This window comes from Sinomonas terricola (assembly GCF_034931225.1).
Taxonomy (GTDB): Bacteria; Actinomycetota; Actinomycetes; order Actinomycetales; family Micrococcaceae; genus Sinomonas; species Sinomonas terricola.
Map to the genome: position 1 here is coordinate 114,944 of NZ_JAYGGQ010000003.1, position 20,159 is coordinate 135,102.

Below are 20,159 nucleotides of genomic sequence, written 5' to 3' on the forward strand. Positions count from 1 at the left end.
CCGGGCCGAGGTGGGGAGGAGGCTCGACGCTGTTCGACGGCGCGGCGCCCACCCTACAATTTCCAGTAATCATCGCCGTGCTTGGGCGCACCACGCCCGGCAATGCGGGGCCAACGTTGTCCCCTGTCGCGAATCGACCAGGAGGAAGGACGTTACGTCATGACTCACCCGACACACGGCACCGCCGTCGAGCACAGCGCAGGAGGGCCCATCTCGCCGTTCGAGCGATTCTCGGCCCTTCCCGCGTCGACGGGCCTCTACCGTGCGGACCAGGAGAAGGACGCGTGCGGTCTTGCGATCGTCGCGACCCTCCGTGGCGAGGGCGGGCACGACATCGTCGATGCCGCCCTGCATGCCCTGCGGGCGCTCGAGCACCGCGGCGCCGTGGGCGCCGATGAAGGAACGGGCGACGGCGCGGGCATCCTTCTCCAGATCCCCGACGCCTTCTTCCGCGCGGCAGTCGACTTCGAGCTCCCCGCCGCCGGGCAGTACGCCGTCGGCATCGCGTTCCTGCCCGCCGAGGACCGCGAGGACGCCGCAGCGCGCGCGGGCATCGAAGGGCTCGCCGAGGCGGAGGGCCTGACGGTCCTCGGCTGGCGCGAGGTCCCCGTCGTCGCCGAGCTTGTCGGGGCGATGGCGCGTGCGTGCATGCCGCGCTTCGCGCAGCCGTTCTTCGCGTCCGCCACAGGCGAGGAGCTCGAGCGCAACGACCTCGACGCCCGCGTGTGGCGGATCCGGAAGCGCGCCCAGAACAAGCACGGCGTGTACTTCCCGTCGCTGTCGTCGCGGACCATCGTCTACAAGGGCATGCTCACGACCGCGCAGCTCGAGCCGTTCTACCCGGATCTCTCCGACGAGCGGTTCACGACGAAGCTCGCGATCGTCCACTCGCGCTTCTCGACGAACACGTTCCCGTCCTGGCCCCTCGCCCAGCCGTTCCGCACCATCGCTCACAACGGCGAGATCAACACGGTCAAGGGAAACCGCAACTGGATGCGCGCGCGCCAGTCGCAGCTTTCGAGCCCCTTGCTCGGCCATGTGCCCGAGGAGCTCTTCCCGATCTGCACGCCGGGCGCGTCCGACTCGGCCTCGTTCGACGAGGTCGCGGAGCTCCTGTGGCTCTCGGGCCGGCCGATCACCCACGCGATCATGATGATGATCCCCGAGGCGTGGGAGAACCACGCGACGATGGATCCCGCCCGCCGTGCCTTCTACGAGTACCACTCGCTCCTGATGGAGCCGTGGGACGGCCCCGCGGCGGTGTCGTTCACCGACGGCAACGTCGTGGGCGCGACGCTCGATCGCAATGGCCTCCGGCCGTGCCGCTACTGGGTGACCGAGGACGGCCTCGTCGTGTTCGCCTCGGAAGTCGGCGTCGTCGACATCGAGCCGGCCAAGATCGTCAAGAAGGGCCGCGTCTCGCCGGGCAAGATGTTCGTCGTCGACACCGACGCGGGCCGCATCATCGAGGACGCCGAGGTCAAGGCCGAGGTGGCCGGTGCGAACCCGTGGCAGGAATGGGTCGACGAGAACGTCATCCGCCTGAACGACCTGCCCGAGCGCGAGCACGTGGTCCACACGCCGCAGTCGGTCAACGTCCGCCAGCGGACGTTCGGCTACACCCAGGAGGAGCTGCGCGTCCTCGTCGGTCCCATGGCCCGCACGGGAGCCGAGCCGATCGGCGCGATGGGCTCTGACACGCCCGTGGCGGTGCTCTCGAAGCGGCCACGGCTCCTCTTCGACTACTTCGTGCAGTCGTTCGCCCAGGTGACCAACCCGCCGCTCGACGCAATCCGCGAAGAGCTCGTCACGAGCCTCAACGGCGCGATCGGGCCGAACGGCAACCTGCTCAGCACGAGCCAGGTCAAGCAGAAGCAGATCATCCTGCCGTTCCCCGTCATCAACAACGATCAGCTCGCGAAGATCGCGAACATCGAAAGTGACGAAGGCGACCGGATCGCTGTCAAGATCCGCGGCCTCTACCGGCCCGAGGGCGGCGAGGCGGCGCTCCGCGGCCGGCTGACCGAGATCTGCGAGCAGGTCTCGGGCGCCGTCAACCGCGGCGTGCAGTACATCGTGCTCTCGGACCGCGACTCGAACGCGCAGTGGGCGCCCATCCCTTCGCTCCTGCTCGTCTCAGCCGTGCACCATCACCTCCTGCGCAGCGCCAACCGCACGAAGACAGCGCTCGTGGTCGAAGCGGGCGACGTGCGCGAGGTCCACCACGTGGCGGTGCTGCTCGGCTATGGCGTCGCCGCCGTCAACCCATACCTCGCGATGGAGTCGGTCGAGGAGCTCATCCGCTCGGGCGACCTCCCGGGCGTCTCGCCCGAGGATGGCGTCTACAACCTGATCAAGGGCCTCGGCAAGGGCGTCCTCAAGATCATGTCCAAGATGGGCATCTCGACCGTCGCGTCGTACTGCGGCGCCCAGACCTTCGAGGCACTCGGCCTCTCGCAGGATCTCGTCGACGAATTCTTCGCGGGCACGCACAGCCAGCTCGGCGGCGTGGGTCTCGACGTCATCGCGGCAGAGGTCGCTGCGCGCCACGAGATGGCGTACCCGGCCTCGGGCATCGAGCAGCCGCACCGGGCGCTCCTCAACGGGGGCGAGTACCAATGGCGCCGTGACGGCGAGCCGCACCTGTTCAACCCCGAGACGGTCTTCCGCCTCCAGCATGCGACGCGCGAGCGCCGCTACGACGTGTTCAAGGCGTACACGAGCGGGATCGACGACCAGTCGAAGAACCTCATGACGCTCCGTGGCCTCCTGGCGTTCCGGGAGGGCATTCGCCCTGCCGTGCCGATCGAGGAGGTCGAGTCGGTCTCGAGCATCGTGAAGCGCTTCTCGACGGGCGCCATGAGCTATGGCTCGATCTCGAAGGAAGCCCACGAGACCCTCGCGATCGCGATGAACCGCCTCGGCGCGCGGTCGAACACGGGCGAGGGCGGCGAGGACGTCGACCGGCTCCTCGACCCCGAGCGCCGTTCGGCGATCAAGCAGGTCGCGTCGGGACGGTTCGGCGTCACGAGCCTCTACCTGACCAACGCGACGGACATCCAGATCAAGATGGCCCAGGGCGCGAAGCCTGGCGAGGGCGGCCAGCTCATGGCCCAGAAGGTTTACCCGTGGGTTGCGCGCACGCGCCACTCGACCCCGGGCGTGACCCTCATCTCGCCGCCGCCGCACCACGACATCTACTCGATCGAGGACCTCGCGCAGCTCATCTACGACTGCAAGCGGTCCAACCCGAGCGCGCGCGTGCACGTCAAGCTCGTCTCCGAGGTGGGGATCGGCACGGTTGCCGCGGGCGTGACGAAGGCGAAGGCCGACGTCGTCCTCGTTTCCGGGTACGACGGCGGAACCGGCGCCTCGCCGCTCAACTCGCTCAAGCACGCGGGTGTCCCGTGGGAGCTTGGCCTTGCCGAGACCCAGCAGACGCTCATGCTCAACGGGCTCCGCGACCGCGTCGTGGTCCAGGTGGACGGACAGCTCAAGACGGGCCGCGACGTCGTCATCGCGGCGCTGCTCGGCGCCGAGGAGTACGGCTTCGCGACCGCGCCGCTCGTCGTCTCGGGCTGCATCATGATGCGCGTGTGCCATCTCGACACGTGCCCGGTGGGCGTCGCGACGCAGAACCCGGAGCTGCGTGCTCGCTTCTCGGGCAAGCCCGAGTTCGTGGTCAACTTCTTCGAGTTCGTCGCGGAGGAGATCCGCGAAATCCTCGCGCAGCTCGGCTTCCGCTCGCTCGAAGAGGCGATCGGCCGCTCGGAGTTCCTCGACACGAAGGACGCGATCGACCACTGGAAGGCCGAGGGGCTGGACCTCTCGCCGATCCTCGCGGGCCTCGACTTCGACGAGGACGCGCCGCTGCGCAACCTCACGGGCCAGAACCACGAGCTCGACAAGCACTTCGATGTCGAGCTCATCGAGATGGCGCAGGACGCCCTCAGGGATCGAAGCCCGGTCAAGATCAGCCTGCCCGTGGTCAACACGGACCGCTCAGTCGGCACGATGCTCGGCCACGAGGTGACCCGCACGTTCGGCACGGACACGCTCGCGACGGACACGGTGGACATCACGCTGACCGGAACGGCCGGCCAGTCCCTCGGTGCGTTCCTCCCCGCGGGCATCACGCTGCGGCTCTTCGGCGACTCGAACGACTATGTCGCGAAGGGCCTCTCGGGCGGCCGCGTCATCGTGCGGCCGGACCGCACGAATGTGTTCCCGGCCGAGGAGAACGTCATCGCCGGCAATGTCATCGGGTATGGCGCGACGAGCGGCGAGATCCTCCTGCGCGGGATCGTCGGGGAGCGCTTCCTCGTCCGCAACTCGGGCGCGACGGCGGTCGTCGAAGGCATCGGCGACCACGGGTGCGAGTACATGACGGGCGGCCAGGCCGTGATCCTCGGCCGCACGGGCCGCAACTTCGGCGCGGGCATGTCCGGCGGAACCGCCTTCGTGCTCGACCTCGACTCGACGAAGGTCAACACGCAGTCGCTCGACTCGGGAGAGCTCACGCTCCTCGAGCTCGATGACGAGGACCGCGACATCGTGCGCAACCTCATCGCGAAGCACGCGGAGGAGACGGGTTCGCAGCTCGCGCAGCGGCTGCTCGACAACTTCGATGACACCGCGGCGCGCATGACGAAGGTTCTGCCGCGCGACTACGCGGCGGTCCAGCAGACCCGCCTGGGAGCCCTCGAGGAGGGCCTCGACCCGGACGGGGAGGAAGTTTGGTCTCGCATTCTGGAGGTGACCGGTGGCTGATCCACGCGGATTCCTGAAGGTCCGGCAGCGTGAGACGCAGCCGCGCCGTCCCGTTCCCGTCCGCATCATGGACTGGAAGGAGGTCTACGAGGCCCAGGAGAACGGCGTCCTCAAGCGCCAGGCGAGCCGCTGCATGGACTGCGGCATCCCCTTCTGCCATCACGGCTGCCCGCTCGGGAACCTCATCCCCGAGTGGAACGACCTCACGTGGCGCGGCAAGGAGCAGGACGCGAGCGAGCGGCTGCACGCGACGAACAACTTCCCGGAGTTCACGGGGCGGCTGTGCCCCGCGCCGTGCGAGTCGGCGTGTGTGCTGGGCATCAACCAGCCGGCCGTGACGATCAAGCAGATCGAGGTCTCGATCGCCGAGCAGGCATTCGAGGGCGGATTCGTCGAGCCGCTCCCGCCGGCGCGCCTCACGGGCAAGACGGTCGCCGTCGTCGGCTCGGGGCCCGCGGGCCTCGCGGCCGCGCAGCAGCTCACGCGCGTCGGCCACACCGTCGCGGTCTATGAGCGGGACGACCGCATCGGCGGCCTCCTGCGCTACGGCATCCCCGACTTCAAGATGGAGAAGGAGGTGCTCGACCGCCGCCTCGAGCAGATGAAGGCCGAGGGAACGCGCTTCCGGGCCGGCGTCGAGGTCGGTCGCGACGTGAGCTGGGACCAGCTTCGGCGGCGGTATGACGCCGTCGTCGTGGCGACGGGCGCGACGGTTCCGCGCGATCTCAGCATCCCGGGCCGCGAGCTCGACGGCGTGCACTTCGCGATGGAGTACCTCGTCCAGGCCAATCGGGTCGTGGCAGGCGAGGCGGTCGAGAACCAGATCGACGCGCGCGGCAAGCACGTCGTCATCCTCGGCGGCGGCGACACGGGCGCTGACTGCCTCGGCACGGCGCACCGCCAGCAGGCCGCCTCGGTCACGACGCTCGCGATCGGCAAGCAGCCGCCGTCGGAGCGCCCGGGCCACCAGCCGTGGCCCATGTTCCCGACGCTCTTCGAGGTCGCGAGCGCCCACGAGGAGGGCGGCGAGCGGACCTACCTCGCGTCCACGGTCGAGTACATCGGCGAGAACGGCAAGCTCACGGGCCTCAAGGTCGCCGAGACCGAGTACGTCGACGGCAGGCGGCTCCCGAAGGCCGGCACCGAGCGCGTCATCCCCGCCGACCTCGTGCTCCTCTCGCTCGGCTTCACGGGCGCCGAGGAGTCGGGCCTTCCCGAGCAGATCGACGCTCCGTTCGACGACCGCGGGAACGTGGGGCGCGACGCCGCCTACATGACCGCGACGCCGGGCGTCTTCGTCGCAGGAGATGCCGGGCGGGGCCAGTCCCTCATCGTGTGGGCCATCGCCGAGGGCCGCGCGTGCGCGGCCGAGGTGGACCGCTACCTCATGGGAAGCACGATCCTCCCGGCGCCCGTCGCGCCCACCGACCGCGCCATTTCCGTCCTCTGATCCAACACGCAGGGTCTCCGAAGCAAAGCACGAAGCAAGCAGTCGGAGGCCCTGCGTGCTTGAGCGGGATCGCATCCCGCGAAATTCATCCCCCAGACATCCATGTCCCACACATAACCCCTAGGGTGAGGTATATGAGACGCGCGAAAATCGTTGCCACGTTCGGCCCGGCCATTTCGAGCTACGAGAAGACCCTCGCGGTCATCGAAGCCGGCGTTGACGTGGCCCGCCTCAACATGAGCCACGGCGAGCACAGTGTCCATGACGTGACGTATGAGAACGTCCGCAAGGCCTCCGCCGAGCTCCATAAGGCCGTCGGCATCATGGCCGACCTCCAGGGCCCCAAGATCCGACTCGGCCGCTTCGTCGAGGGCCCCCACGAGCTCGCGCCCGGCGACGTCTTCACGATCACGACCGAAGACGTGCCCGGCACGAAGGAAATCTGCTCGACGACGCTCAAGAGCCTGACCGAGGACGTCAAGCCCGGCGACACGCTCCTCATCGACGACGGCAAGGTCTCGCTCCGCGCGACTGCGGTCGACGACGTCAAGGTCGTCACCGAGGTCGTCATCGGCGGCATGGTGTCCAACAACAAGGGCATCAACCTTCCGGGCGTCGCCGTGAACGTCCCCGCGCTGAGCGACAAGGACGAGCTCGACCTCCGCTGGGCGCTCAAGCGCGGCGTCGACTTCGTGGCGCTCTCGTTCGTGCGCGACGCGAAGGACATCGAGCGGGTCCACGAGATCATGGACGAGGAAGGCCGCCGCGTTCCGGTCATCGCGAAGATCGAGAAGCCGCAGGCCGTCGAGCAGCTCCACGAGATCATCGACGCGTTCGACGCGATCATGGTCGCGCGAGGCGACCTCGGCGTCGAGCTGCCGCTCGAGGAGGTCCCGCTCGTCCAGAAGCGCGCGATCGAGCTCGCACGCCGCTGGGCGAAGCCCGTCATCGTGGCGACACAGGTCCTCGAGTCCATGATCGAGAACCCGCGCCCGACGCGCGCCGAGGCATCCGACTGCGCCAACGCAGTGCTCGACGGCGCGGACGCCGTCATGCTCTCGGGCGAGACAAGCGTCGGTGCCTACCCGATCGAGACCGTCCGGACGATGGCGAAGATCATCGAGTCCACCGAAGACCACGGCCTTGAGCGCGTTCCTCCGCTCGGCTCGCAGCCGAAGACGCGCGGTGGCGCGATCACGCGCGCGGCCGTGACGATCGCCGATCAGCTCGACGCGAGGTACATCTGCACGTTCACTCAGTCGGGCGACTCCGCGCGCCGCCTGAGCCGGCTCCGCCCGCAGAAGCCGATCTTCGCGTTCACGCCGCTCACCTCGACGCTCAACACGCTGAGCCTCTGCTGGGGCATCCAGCCGCGCATGGTCGAGTTCGCCCGGCACACCGATGACATGGTGGCGCAGGTGGACGATTACCTCCTGCGCTCGAGCCTCGGGGAGCCCGGCGACCTTGTCGTGATCGCGGCCGGTTCGCCCCCAGGCGTCGCGGGCTCGACCAACGCGCTCCGCGTGCACAAGGTGGGTGACGTCGCCGACTCCGGTGCGAAGCCCGCGCGCGAGCATGTTGGCCCGTGGCCGCTCCCCGAGGAGCCGCGCAGCAGCATCTGACGCGCTCTGGGCACAAGAAGGGGCGATACCCGGTTCGGGTACCGCCCCTTCTCGCGTCTGATCCCGGGGATTCGTGCGACCCCCGGAGCAGAGTCAGCTGACCTGGCTGATGATGGTTTCCGCTACTTCGCGCATGCTGAGGCGCCGGTCCATCGAGGTCTTCTGGATCCACCGGAACGCCTCCGGCTCCGTGAGCCCCATCTTGGTCATGAGGAGGCTCTTCGCGCGCTCGACGAGCTTGCGCGTGGCGAACTGCTCCTGCAGATCGGTCACCTCGGCTTCGAGCGCCCTGATCTCCTCGTGGCGCGAGAGGGCGATCTCGATGGCCGGGATGAGGTCGTTGGGCGTGAACGGCTTGACGACGTAGGCCATGGCCCCGGCGTCGCGTGCGCGCTCGACGAGCTCCTTCTGGCTGAATGCCGTGAGGAGCACGACGGGGGCGATGCGGGCCTTGACGATCTTCTCAGCCGCCGAGATGCCGTCCATGACGGGCATTTTGACGTCCATGAGGACGAGGTCCGGCCGAAGCTCCTCAGCCAGCTCGACGGCCTTCTCGCCGTTGTCGGCCTCGCCGACCACCTCGAAGCCCTCACCGCGGAGGATTTCGATGATGTCGAGGCGGATGAGGGTCTCGTCTTCGGCTACGACCACGCGGCGGGCGGGGGCGTCCGACGTCGAGGCAGGCTTGGCGGATGGGGTGGGCTTGGCGGTCTTCTCCGACGTCTTCTCGGACACTCGGGCTCCTTGCTGCAGATGAAAGTGGATCTAGGTCGATCCTACCGGGGGAGGGGCCGTCACGCGCGGGGGCGGTACACCGTGGCGTCGTCGTGCCTGTAGAGTGGTTCCGCGCGGCCGACGCAGAGCGACGCGCAGCTGGCCCGAGTGGCGGAATCGGCAGACGCGCCGCACTCAAAATGCGGTATCGAAAGGTGTGAGGGTTCGAGTCCCTCCTCGGGCACCGCTAGGATGGTTCCTCGGCGCGGGCTGAACCCAGGCATCTGGAAAGTGAACAGCAGATGGCGTTCGGTCTGGGCCGAGCTTGCGCCGCATCACTGCCGACCTCCGATGGGACCCTGGGTGGACATCACCGCCATGATCGCGCTGGTCATTGCGCTCGCGCTCTTCTTCGACTTCACGAACGGCTTCCACGACACCGCGAACGCCATGGCGACCCCGATCGCAACAGGAGCGATCGCGCCCCGCACGGCCGTGGCCCTCGCCGCGGCGCTCAACCTCGTGGGCGCGTTCCTCTCGACCGAGGTTGCCAAGACCATCTCAGGCGGGATCATCCGCGAGGGCGCCGCGGGCGTCCATATCACCCCGGAGATCATCTTCGCGGGCCTCATCGGCGCCGTCGTCTGGAACATGTTCACGTGGCTGCGCGGCCTCCCGTCGAGCTCGTCGCACGCCCTCTTCGGCGGCCTCATCGGCGCGGCCGTCGTCGGCATCGGGCTGTTCTCGGTGAACTTCGTCACGGTCCTCTCGAAAGTCATCATCCCCGCCCTCGCGGCGCCGCTCATCGCCGGGCTGTCGGCCTGGATCTGCACGCGCCTCGCGTACGCCGTGACGGCGCGGCGCGACTCCGAGACGGGGAAGAAGCTCCACCAGGGCCGCGCGGGCTTCCGGGTCGGCCAGATCTTCACGTCGAGCCTCGTGGCCCTGTCCCACGGGACGAACGACGCGCAGAAGACGATGGGCATCATCACGCTCGTCCTCGTCGCGGGAGGCCTCCAGACCCCCGGGAGCGGGCCGCAGTGGTGGGTCATCGTCGCGTGCGCCGCGGCGATCGGGCTCGGAACCTATGCCGGCGGGTGGCGCATCATCCGCACCGTGGGCACGGGCCTGACCGAGGTGCGGCCAGCTCAGGGCTTCGCCTCGGAGGCGAGCACCGCCGCCGCGATCCTCGCGTCGTCGCACCTCGGCTTCGCACTGTCGACGACGCAGGTCACGAGCGGCTCCGTCATCGGCTCCGGCCTGGGGCGCAGCGGAACCTCGATCCGGTGGGGCACCGCGGCGCGCATCGTCGTCGGATGGATCCTCACGCTTCCCGCAGCCGCCGTCGTCGGGGGCGCGGCAACGCTCGTCGTGGGCCTCGGTCCGTTCGGCGTCGTCGCCGTCGCCGTCATCGGGATCGCGGCCATCGCCTGGATGTTCGTGCTCAACCGCCGCGAGCGAGTGAGCCACCACAACGTCGTCGAGGTCGAAGAGGCCGGCGATGCCGTGAGCTTCCCGGCCCGCCGCACCGGAACGCGGAACGGAGGGAACCGTTGATCGACTGGGCTGCGTTCTTCGTCGTCGCCGCCGCGACCATCCTCGGGGCGGGAAGCATCGTCCTGTTCTTCTCGCTCGGCGTGCGCCTCGGGGCGGGGAGCCGGGATCCCTACTCCGCGGGGCGCCGACGCCTCGCCATCCTCGCCGCCTCGCGCATCTGCTATGCGCTGTCCGGGATCGCGGTGCTGTTCGGCGTCTACCTCGTGGTGCCGTACTTCCATCACTGACCCGGCCGCGCAATCGCCGACTCGCCGGGCCGGCGATCGCGGCAAGCGGCCGCGCGTGCCCTTGGCCGGCCTCGCCCTCGCGCTCATAATGATCGCGACGCATTGAGGGCGTTCGATTCCCGGTGAGGAGCCGAGCATGGGGTGCGGTCGTCGAGCCATGGTGTGTGCCGCTGTGCTTGCTCTCGCCGCGTGCGGCTCGCCGGTCGGCCCCGCGGGCGGCGGCGCCGACCGCGCGTCCTCCGACAGCACGACGGCGCAGGCCGCCCCGCTGCCGACCGTCCAGCCGCAGGCAGGGCCCGGAGCGCCCCAGAAGCTCGAACCGGTCATCTGGCTGCCGCCGGGGCCGGCGTCTCCCGCGGACCCGCCAGCGGGCGTCGCGTACCTCGACACCGCCGCGTTCCACTGTGCCGATGCGGCAGCCTCCGCCGCCGGGACGGGAGCCGAGGCGGTGTGGTCCGCCGTCGCCGCGGTCTGCTCGGCGCTCGTGGACGGCTCTGCCACAAGCTGGGGCGAGGCCTCGGCGTCGATGTCCGCGGTCGCCGACCAGCCCGCCCGCCGATGCCTCGAGGTCGCCGCCCTCGCGGCCGCCCGCAGGGTCATGTCGTTCCACCGCGACCATCCCGAAGCGTCCATCCCTCTTGGCCCTGCCTCGGCCGAGGCCTGCCCGAGGCAGCTCACAGGCGCGACAGAGCTGGACGCGGGCGGCCGGCCCCTCGGGCCCTCGTCGCTCCGCCCGAGCGGCCCTGTTGTGGGCGGGACCGTGCTCGCGTTCGACGGCTTCACGGGGGCCGTCAGCACGGTGATGTTCGACGGCCGGCCCGTCGACCCGGACGCGGTCCAGCTCGCCGGGGCGAACTCGTTCGATCGGGTCACGGTCGTGATGCCGCCCGCGAGCCGCCCGGGTTCCGTGAAGATCACGCTCGGCGGCCCACTTCCCATCGCGGGCACGGTCGAGTTCACGTATCTCGCGTCCGGATCGACGGCGGCGCCGTGACCGCGAACCCCTCCGGCGGGGACCAGGGCCCCGAGCAGCCCGACGGCGCGGGTCCAGCCGCCGCGCGCTCGGCTCCCGAGCTGTGGCGCCGAGCCTTCGAGCTCGTCGGCTCGTTCGGCCCGCCACTCACGGTGGCCACGGCTCTCCTCGTCTACTTCGGCTGGGCCCGCACCGACGCGCAGGCGAAGTCGATGGGCCTCGACGCGAGCCTCTTCGGCTACACGGTCCAAGACCTTGTGCTCAGGAGCATTCCCTCGCTATATCTGCCCCTCGTGTGGCTCCTCCTCGTCGGGATCGCGTGGCTCGCCGTCGACCGCTGGGTCCGCTCGCGGATCGACGCCGGCCGGCTCCGCGGGGCGCTCCTCCACTCCGCGCGTGCCGTCCTGCCTGTGGGCCTCGCCCTCGCCGCGGCCTTGTGGCTCGTGGTCCTTGCTGCCCCCGGCCTGTCAGTGCTCTACGTCCCCTACGCCCTCGCGGGATCGGTGCTGCTCGCGTCGTGGGGCCTGTCGCTGCGGCGGGCGCTGCGGGCGTCCGGCCCCTGCCAGGCCCGGCGCGAGAGCCACGCCGTCGAACGGATCCTCGTGTTCTCGGTCGTCTCCCTGCTCCTGTTCTGGGGGACGTCCGACTACGCCGAAGCCGTGGGCCGAGGCCTCGCGGTGTCGATCGAGCAGCGCGTCGGGACGCTCCCCGTGGCGGCCGTCTATTCCTCGAAGCGCCTGGGGCTCACGGCTCCGGGTGTGGCCGAGCACTCGCTCGGCACTGCCGATGCGCCGCTCTTCCGGTACACGGGCCTCCGGCTCCTCGTCGTGAGCGGCGGCCGCATCTTCCTGCTCCACGACGGCTGGACCCTCGACCACGGCCGCGTGATCGTCCTGCCCGACGATGCAGGAGTCCGGATCGAGTACGGGACCGCATCAGCGCCTGAAGGCTAGGCTGGCTCACATGGGCGAGTTCGTGTACTACGTGGGAAGCAGTCTCGACGGCTACATCGCGCAGGACGGCGGCGGGCTGGCCTGGCTCGAGAAGTTCAACGACGTCGAGGGGCTCGGGGATTTGTACCGCGACTTCGAGCAGGGCGTGGGCTGCGTGGTCATGGGCGGCGAGACCTACGAGTGGATCCGCAATCATCATGCGGGCGAGTGGTCGTACAAGGTCCCGTGCTGGGTCTTCAGCCGGCACGAGCACACCGCTCCGGAGGGCGCCGACGTCGTGATCGTCCGCGGCGACGTCGCCGAGTTCGCCGAGGAACTGCGGCGCGGCGCGGGGGAGAAGGATGTCTATATCGTGGGCGGGGGCGACCTCGCGGGCCAGTTCCTCGCGGCGGGGCTCGTGGACCGGATCGTCGTGACGTACGTGCCCGTGGTGCTCGGCGGCGGGGTGCCGCTGTTCGGCGGGAGGGCACTCCCGAACGCGAGGGATTTCCGTCTGGTCGGAGTCTCGGAGCGCGCGGGAACGGTCGAGCTCGACTACCGGCTCGCCTGAGCCGGTGGCGTCCGGGCGGGGCCGGGCTCGTCGCGCAGGAGGTTGGTGATCCTCGCCGTGCACACGCGCCGCCCCTGGGCATCGGAGATCACGATCTCGTGCGAAGCGACGCTCCGGCCCAGCTGGAGTGCCGTGCACACCGCACGCACCACCCCGTCCGAGACGGCGCGATGGTGGGTCACGTTGAGGTCGAGGCCGACGGCGATCCGCCCAGGGCCCGCGTGCAGGGTCGCGGAGAAGGATCCGAGCGTCTCGGCGAGCGCCGCGCTCGCGCCGCCGTGGAGGAGGCCGACGACCTGGGTGTTGCCCGCGACGGGCATCGTCGCAACCGACCGGCCCGGTCCGAGCTCCTCGAAGACGATGCCGAGTTTCGCCACGAGGGCCCCGACCCCCGAGTCCGAGAGCCAGTCCCGGAGCCGCTCCGGCACGTTGGCGTCGAGGAGTTCTTGGGCGTAGTTGCCGGGCACGCCCGCGAGGCGGCCGGCCCGAGTGTCTTTCCCGTCCATGCCCACTAGGCTGGCACCCGTGAGTCAAACGAGCAAAGCCGAGTCCGCCGTCGTCGATCCTGTGGGGAAGCCGGGCCGGCTCCTCGTCCTCGACGGCCACTCGATGGCCTTCCGCGCGTTCTTCGCGCTGCCCGCCGAGAGCTTCCGGAACGCCGAGGGCCAGCACACCAACGCTGTGCACGGCTTCACGTCGATGCTCATCAACCTCGTGCGGGACCAGAAGCCGACGCACGTCGCCGTCGCGTTCGACGTGAGCGACGAGACGACGCACCGCAAGGCCGAGTACAGCGAATACAAGGGCGGCCGCAACGAAACACCCGCGGAGTTCCGCGGCCAGATCGACCTCATCAAGCGGGTCATGCACGCGCTCGGGATCCGCACCTTCGAGCTCCCCGGCCACGAGGCCGACGACATCCTTGCGACTCTCGCGACCCAGGGCCGCGCCGCGGGCATGGAAGTCCTGCTCGTCTCGGGGGACCGGGACACGTTCCAGCTCGTGAACGACCATGTCTTCGTCCTGTACCCGCGCAAGGGCGTGAGCGACATCCCCCGCATGGACGCCGCGGCCATCGAGGAGAAGTACTTCGTCCCGCCGGCACGCTACCCGGACCTCGCCGCGCTCGTCGGCGAGTCTGCGGACAACTTGCCGGGCGTCCCCGGGGTCGGCCCCAAGACGGCCGCCAAATGGATCGCCCAGTACGACGGGCTCGAAGGGGTCATCGCCCACGCGGACGAGATCAAGGGCAAGGCCGGCGAGAGCCTGCGCGAGAACCTCGACTCCGTCGAGCGCAACCGCCGCCTCAACCGCCTCCTCACGGACCTCGACCTCGAGGCGTCCCTCGACGAGCTCAGGGACCCGCAGCCGGACACGGCGGCCATCGAGTCGCTCTTCGACGAGCTCGAGTTCCGCACGCTGCGCACGCGCGTCTACGAGGTCTTTGCGACCGAGCCCGAGGCCTCGGGAGAGGACGTGTTCGAGGTCCCCGAGCCGGCGGTCCCGAGCCGCGACGAGCTCCCCGCCGCCCTCGCGCGCCTTGCGGAGGCGGCCGACGGCGGCGCCGTCGCCCTCGCCGTGCGCGCGGAGCCCGCGGGGGAGCGGCAGGAGGCCGTCGCCGTCGCGCTCGTCTCCCATGGCGTGGGCGTCTACGTGCCCCTCGACGGGTCGTTCCCGGCCGAGCTGTCCGCGTGGCTCGCCGATCCCTCGGCGCCCAAGTCCCTTCACGAATACAAGGAGGCCGCCAAGGCACTGCGTGCGGTCGGTGCCGAACTCGCGGGCGTCGTCGACGACGCCTCGATCTCGGGCTACCTCATCGAGCCCGACCGCCGCAGCTATGCGCTCGCGGACCTGGCCCAGCACCACCTCGACATCCAGCTCGGCCCGGCCCCCGCCGCGGGCCAGCTCGCGCTCGACTTCGCCGAGGACGCCGACGGCGAGACGGCCCGCGCGCTCGTGCGGGAGGCCGCCGTCGTCCACGCCCTCCACGCGGACTTCACGCCCCGGCTCGCCGAAGTGGGCGCCGCGGCGCTCCTCGCGGACCTCGAGCTGCCGCTCGCGCGCGTGCTCCTCGATATGGAATGGGCGGGCATCGCCGTCTCGACCCGGCAGATCGACGAGCTCATGGACGATCTGGGCCGCGCGAGCGAGGAAGCCGCGCAGAAAGCGTACGCGGCGATCGGGCACGAGGTGAACCTCGGCTCGCCGAAGCAGCTTCAGACCGTCCTCTTCGAGGAGCTCGAGCTGCCCCGGACCAAGAAGATCAAGACGGGCTACACGACGGACGCGGCATCCCTCAAGGAGCTTCTCGACAAGACGGGGCACCCGTTCCTCGCGGGGCTCATGGCGCATCGGGAGTCGAGCAAGCTGCGGCAGATGGTCGAGACGCTCAAGAAGTCGGTCACGTCGGATTCGCGCATCCACACGACGTATGCGCAGAACATCGCCGCGACCGGGCGGCTCTCCTCGAACAACCCCAACCTGCAGAACATCCCGATCCGCTCGGAAGAAGGCCGGCGGGTCCGGGACGTGTTCGTGGTGGGCGAGGGCTACGAATCGCTCCTCGCCGCGGACTATTCGCAGATCGAGATGCGCATCATGGCGCACCTCTCGAATGACGCTGGCCTCATCCAGGCGTACCGCGAGGGCGAGGACCTCCACCGGTTCGTCGGCGCGCGGATCTTCCACGTCGAGCCTGCGGACGTGACGTCGGAGATGCGCTCGAAGGTCAAGGCGATGTCCTACGGCCTCGCGTACGGGCTCACGTCCTTCGGCCTCTCGAAGCAGCTCGAGATCTCCGTTGACGAGGCGCGGAACCTCATGAAGGACTATTTCGACCGCTTCGGCGGCGTCCGCGATTACCTCCGCGGCGTCGTCGAGCAGGCGCGCAAGGACGGCTACACGTCGACGATCTTCGGGCGCCGCCGGTACCTTCCCGACCTCAACAGCACGGACCGCGCGCGGCGCGAGCTGGCCGAGCGCGTCGCGCTGAACTCGCCGATCCAGGGCTCCGCGGCGGACATCATCAAGCGCGCCATGCTCGGCGTCGAGCGAGAGCTGCGGGCGCAGGGGCTCGCGTCGCGGCTGCTCCTGCAGATCCACGACGAGCTGGTCGTCGAGGTCGCGGCGGGGGAGGAGGCGGCTGTGCGCGAGCTCGTCGTGGGCGCGATGGGCTCGGCGGCCGAGCTCACGGTGCCACTCGACGTCCAGGTCGGCGTGGGCCGAACGTGGAACGAGGCGGGGCACTGAATCGATGACTGAGGGGGACCGGACGTGAACGACTACGAGGTGCGGCGCTTCGAGCCTTCCCTTCCGGGGGAAGAGGGCTACGAGCGCACGCGCGAGTGGATCCGGGCTGTGGGCTCGGGGTTCTACGACAAGAGGCGCCCGGACGAGTACGCCGCGAAGATCGCCGCGTGCTTCGTCGTGGACGGCCGCAAACTCACGGGGGCCTACCAACAGGGCTCGGTTCCCGCGGGGACCCTGCCCTCCGAGGTTCCGGTCGCGACGTTCGGCACGTTCCGCAAGACCCTCAACGCGGGCTACGGGGCCCTCGTCCCGGCGCACCTCATCACGGCGGTCACCGTTCGCACGAGCCACCGCCGCCGCGGCCTCCTGAGACGCCTCATGACTGAAGACTTGGCCCGGACGAAGCGCGACGGCGTGCCCGTCGCCGCCCTCACGGCGTCCGAGGCCTCGATCTACCGGCGGTTCGGCTTCGGCGTCGCGACCGCCGAGCGGCGCATCACCGTGTCGACCGGCCCGCGCTTCCGGCTCGCCGTTCCGAGCGATCGGCGCGTCGAGGCCGCGGATCCTACTGCGCTCCTCGACCTCGCGCCCCAGATCTTCGCGAGGGTGCATCGCGTCACTCCCGGTTCGGTCGACCGGCAGGACCGCTACCGGCTCGCCGCGGGCGGGCAGTGGGACGACGACGGCGGCGAGGACCACGCGCTCCGTGCGGCCTTGCACTTCGGCCCGGCAGGCGAGCCCGACGGCTACGTCACCTACTCGTTTCGGGGCTGGGCGCACGAGCCGCACACGATGGACGTGCAGGACCTCGTGGCGGCGACGCCCGAGGCCTACCTCGCCCTGTGGGAGTTCCTCGGCTCGCTGGACCTCGTGCGCCGCGTCTCGTGGGGCGAGGCGCCAGCAGAGGACCCCCTCGCATGGGCCCTCGAGGACCCCCGCGCGCTCAAGGCCGAGGCCGCGTCCGACATGCTGTGGCTCCGCATCCTCGACGTCCCGGCGGCGCTCACGGCTCGCCGGTACGGCGTCGACGGTGCCCTCGTCCTCGACGTCGCCGACGGGCTCGGTCTCGCGGGCGGCCGCTTCCGCCTCCGGGTTGCCGACGGCACCGCGAGGGTCGAGGAGGCTGACGGCGCGGAGCCGGATCTGGTGCTCGACGTCGCCGAGCTCGCGTCGATGTACGTCGGCGGCGTGCGGGCGACTACGCTATGGGAGGCAGGGCGCATCGTGGAGGCCAAACCGGGTGCTGTCCTCGCCGCGGACCGGCTCTTCGCCGTCGAGCGCGCCGCCCGCTGTCTCACGCACTTCTGATCCGTACCCACCCCGGGGCCGGGCCCTCGGGCTCCCGGCCCGACGATCCCGGGAGCGCCCCATGCCCTCCTCGCTGCCCCGTGTCCCGCGGCGCGTCCTCCTCGCGGCCGCGGGCGCTTCCTTCGCGGCGGCCCTCGCGTCCTGTTCCGCGCGTGAGGCCGCTGGCGGGGTCGTCGGCGAGGCTGCGCTCGAGGCCCCCTCGACGCCGACGCCCACGCAGAGCCCTGCACTGCACCTTCCGCACGAGCTCGATGCCGGCGAGCGCAAGGCGATCGAGGCCCGGTTCGCGGGCCGGGTCCCGCATGAGTGGGGCCTCGCAGTCTCCGGCGTCGTGACCCGCACGGTGTCGGGGGCCACCGTGCTCACGTTCGATGCGTGCGGCGGCCCCGGCGGCGGCTCGGGCTTCGACGCGAAGCTTGTCGAGACGCTGCGCACCCTGCGCATCCCCGCGACGCTCTTCCTGAACTCCCGATGGATCGAGGCCAATCCGTCGCTCGCGGCCGAGCTGGCCGCGGACAGGCTCTTCGAGCTGGGGAACCACGGGACTGCCCACATCCCGCTCTCCGTCTCAGGCCGCGCCGCGTACGGGATCCGCGGGACGGCGTCGCTCAGCGCGGCGCTCGATGAACTGCTCGGGAACACGGCCCGGATCGCTGCCGTCGCGGGGGCGCCCGTGCCGTGGTTCCGCCCGGGGACCGCGTATTACGACGACGTCGCCGCCCAGGCGACGACCGCCGTCGGCCTCGTGCCCGTCAACTTCTCGGTCAACGCGGATGCCGGCGCGACGCTCCCCGCCGCCAAGGTCGCTGCCGCGCTCGCCTCCGTGAAGGCCGGGGACATCGTGATCGGGCACATGAACCGCCCGGGATCGGGGACGGCCGCCGGCTACGCCGCGGCGCTTCCGCGGCTCGTCGAGCGCGGAATCCGGTTCACGACGCTCTCGCAATCCGGCCTCGCGGTTCCGGGCACCGCCGCCCACGTCTAGGCGCGCGGATAGCTATGCGGATCGCCGCGCGGCAGGACGCGCCGTCGCTTTGACCCGCTTTGCCGGGCCCCACTAGACTGGACGGGCGCGTACTGCGCAGCTTGTTCCAATCCAACTTTCAGGATGCCGTGCTTCCGCGTGGCTGCCTGACCGACTGACTATCCACATCGGAGCCCCTACTACATGACCATCACCTCCACCGAGAAGTCCGGCACTCCGCAGGTCGCGATCAACGACATCGGCTCTGCCGAGGACTTCCTCGCCGCCGTCGACGCCACCATCAAGTACTTCAACGACGGCGACCTCGTCGAGGGCACTGTCGTCAAGGTCGACCGCGACGAGGTCCTGCTCGACATCGGGTACAAGACCGAGGGCGTCATCCCCTCCCGTGAGCTTTCCATCAAGCACGACGTCGACCCGGGCGAGGTCGTGGCCGTGGGCGATCAGGTCGAGGCGCTTGTTCTCACCAAGGAGGACAAGGAAGGCCGCCTGATCCTGTCGAAGAAGCGCGCCCAGTACGAGCGCGCTTGGGGCGACATCGAGAAGATCAAGGAAGAGGACGGCGTCGTCACCGGCACCGTCATCGAGGTCGTCAAGGGCGGTCTCATCCTCGACATCGGGCTCCGTGGCTTCCTCCCGGCTTCGCTCGTCGAGATGCGCCGCGTCCGCGACCTGGCCCCGTACATCGGCCAGAAGCTCGAGGCGAAGATCATCGAGCTCGACAAGAACCGCAACAACGTGGTGCTGTCCCGCCGTGCGTGGCTCGAGCAGACTCAGTCCGAGGTCCGCTCGACGTTCCTCAACAAGCTCGAGAAGGGCCAGGTCCGCTCGGGCGTCGTCTCCTCGATCGTCAACTTCGGTGCGTTCGTGGACCTCGGCGGCGTCGACGGCCTCGTTCACGTTTCCGAGCTCTCGTGGAAGCACATCGACCACCCGTCCGAGGTTGTCGAGGTCGGCCAGGAGGTCACGGTCGAGGTTCTCGAGGTGGACCTCGAGCGCGAGCGCGTCTCGCTCTCGCTCAAGGCGACCCAGGAGGATCCGTGGCAGACCTTCGCGCGCACCCACGCGCTCGGCCAGGTCGTCCCGGGCAAGGTCACGAAGCTCGTTCCGTTCGGTGCGTTCGTGCGCGTCGAGGACGGCATCGAGGGTCTCGTCCACATCTCCGAGCTTGCCGAGCGTCACGTCGACCTCGCCGAGCAGGTTGTCTCCGTGGGCGATGAGATCTTCGTCAAGGTCATCGACATCGACCTTGAGCGCCGCCGCATCTCGCTCTCGCTCAAGCAGGCCAACGAGGGCGTGGACCCGGACTCGACCGAGTTCGACCCGGCGCTCTACGGCATGGCTGCCGAGTACGACGAGGAGGGGAACTACAAGTACCCCGAGGGCTTCGACCCGATCTCGAACGAGTGGCTTGAGGGCTACGAGGCGCAGCGCGCCGCGTGGGAGCAGCAGTACGCCGATGCGCAGGCCCGCTGGGAGGCGCACAAGAAGCAGGTCTCGCAGCACCTCGCCGACGACGCCGCCGCGGCGTCCGGCGGCCGCGAGGCTGCTCCGACCAGCTACTCCTCCGAGGCTCCGTCCGTCGAGAGCGGCACGCTCGCTTCGGACGAGGCTCTCGCCGCGCTCCGCGAGAAGCTGACCGGCAACTGATCCCTCGCGGCTGATGCCGCACGGATCGACACCGCGCGAAGGGCGGGTCCTGCGACAGCAGGGCCCGCCCTTCACGCACGTCGTGGGCCTTTGGGCTCTGATGGCGCGGGCCGAGGCGTGCCTACGCTGGCCGAGGAAGCGCATCGGAGGT

Annotated in this window: 14 protein-coding genes and 1 tRNA gene; 13 read left to right on the forward strand and 2 right to left on the reverse strand. The window is 70.0% G+C overall.

The window, feature by feature from the left end; all coding sequences use genetic code 11:
* The first annotated feature begins 159 nt into the window (after nucleotides 1–159).
* From gltB to pyk, 3 genes are all read left to right on the forward strand, one after another.
* Nucleotides 160–4,770 (forward strand): glutamate synthase large subunit, encoded by a 4,611-nt coding sequence (gene gltB / locus SPF06_RS06330; RefSeq protein WP_323278160.1) that lies wholly within the window; start codon nucleotides 160–162, stop codon nucleotides 4,768–4,770.
* Nucleotides 4,763–6,220, forward strand: coding sequence for a glutamate synthase subunit beta (locus tag SPF06_RS06335; RefSeq protein ID WP_323278161.1), 1,458 nt, complete (start codon nucleotides 4,763–4,765; stop codon nucleotides 6,218–6,220). The genes gltB and SPF06_RS06335 overlap by 8 nt, the downstream gene beginning before the upstream one ends.
* Nucleotides 6,221–6,354: 134 nt before the next feature.
* The gene (gene pyk, locus SPF06_RS06340; protein ID WP_323278162.1) at nucleotides 6,355–7,842 is read left to right on the forward strand and encodes a pyruvate kinase; all 1,488 of its coding nucleotides are present in this window, start codon (nucleotides 6,355–6,357) and stop codon (nucleotides 7,840–7,842) included.
* Nucleotides 7,843–7,935: 93 nt separating this feature from the next.
* Here pyk and SPF06_RS06345 read toward each other — a convergent pair whose 3' ends face one another.
* Complete coding sequence (locus tag SPF06_RS06345) at nucleotides 7,936–8,493, reverse strand: ANTAR domain-containing response regulator (protein WP_323278292.1); 558 nt, start codon at nucleotides 8,491–8,493, stop codon at nucleotides 7,936–7,938.
* Between the two features lie 225 nt (nucleotides 8,494–8,718).
* Between SPF06_RS06345 and SPF06_RS06350 the strand changes: the two genes are divergently transcribed.
* The 6 genes from SPF06_RS06350 to SPF06_RS06375 all read left to right on the forward strand — a co-directional run bounded on the left by SPF06_RS06350 (nucleotide 8,719) and on the right by SPF06_RS06375 (nucleotide 12,816).
* Nucleotides 8,719–8,800 (forward strand) — tRNA-Leu (locus SPF06_RS06350).
* A 119-nt stretch (nucleotides 8,801–8,919) separates the two neighbouring features.
* On the forward strand, nucleotides 8,920–10,113 hold the full coding sequence (locus tag SPF06_RS06355; RefSeq protein ID WP_323278163.1) for an inorganic phosphate transporter: 1,194 nt from the start codon (nucleotides 8,920–8,922) through the stop codon (nucleotides 10,111–10,113).
* The gene (locus SPF06_RS06360) at nucleotides 10,110–10,340 is read left to right on the forward strand and encodes a hypothetical protein (RefSeq protein ID WP_323278164.1); all 231 of its coding nucleotides are present in this window, start codon (nucleotides 10,110–10,112) and stop codon (nucleotides 10,338–10,340) included. The genes SPF06_RS06355 and SPF06_RS06360 overlap by 4 nt, the downstream gene beginning before the upstream one ends.
* A gap of 172 nt (nucleotides 10,341–10,512) precedes the next feature.
* Nucleotides 10,513–11,334, forward strand: a complete 822-nt coding sequence (locus SPF06_RS06365; protein WP_323278165.1) for a hypothetical protein — start codon at nucleotides 10,513–10,515, stop codon at nucleotides 11,332–11,334.
* Complete coding sequence (locus SPF06_RS06370) at nucleotides 11,331–12,266, forward strand: hypothetical protein (protein WP_323278166.1); 936 nt, start codon at nucleotides 11,331–11,333, stop codon at nucleotides 12,264–12,266. The genes SPF06_RS06365 and SPF06_RS06370 overlap by 4 nt, the downstream gene beginning before the upstream one ends.
* Before the next feature lie 10 nt (nucleotides 12,267–12,276).
* Complete coding sequence (locus SPF06_RS06375; protein WP_323278167.1) at nucleotides 12,277–12,816, forward strand: dihydrofolate reductase family protein; 540 nt, start codon at nucleotides 12,277–12,279, stop codon at nucleotides 12,814–12,816.
* Here SPF06_RS06375 and SPF06_RS06380 read toward each other — a convergent pair.
* Nucleotides 12,801–13,322: a hotdog fold thioesterase gene (locus tag SPF06_RS06380; protein WP_323278168.1), complete on the reverse strand. Its 522-nt coding sequence runs from the start codon at nucleotides 13,320–13,322 to the stop codon at nucleotides 12,801–12,803. The two genes, SPF06_RS06375 and SPF06_RS06380, sit on opposite strands and share 16 nt — an antisense overlap.
* Between SPF06_RS06380 and polA the strand changes: the two genes are divergently transcribed.
* The 4 genes from polA (at nucleotide 13,321) to rpsA (ending at nucleotide 20,008) form a co-directional block, all read left to right on the forward strand.
* On the forward strand, nucleotides 13,321–16,065 hold the full coding sequence (gene polA / locus SPF06_RS06385) for a DNA polymerase I (protein ID WP_428985717.1): 2,745 nt from the start codon (nucleotides 13,321–13,323) through the stop codon (nucleotides 16,063–16,065). The genes SPF06_RS06380 and polA overlap by 2 nt on opposite strands.
* Before the next feature lie 24 nt (nucleotides 16,066–16,089).
* Entirely contained in the window at nucleotides 16,090–17,373 is a 1,284-nt protein-coding gene (locus tag SPF06_RS06390; protein WP_323278169.1) for a GNAT family N-acetyltransferase, read from the forward strand.
* Between the two features lie 61 nt (nucleotides 17,374–17,434).
* Nucleotides 17,435–18,358: a polysaccharide deacetylase family protein gene (locus SPF06_RS06395; protein ID WP_323278170.1), complete on the forward strand. Its 924-nt coding sequence runs from the start codon at nucleotides 17,435–17,437 to the stop codon at nucleotides 18,356–18,358.
* Nucleotides 18,359–18,541: 183 nt separating this feature from the next.
* A complete protein-coding gene (gene rpsA, locus SPF06_RS06400; RefSeq protein WP_323278172.1) occupies nucleotides 18,542–20,008 on the forward strand; it encodes a 30S ribosomal protein S1 in 1,467 nt (488 codons plus the stop codon).
* The last annotated feature ends 151 nt before the right edge of the window (nucleotides 20,009–20,159 follow it).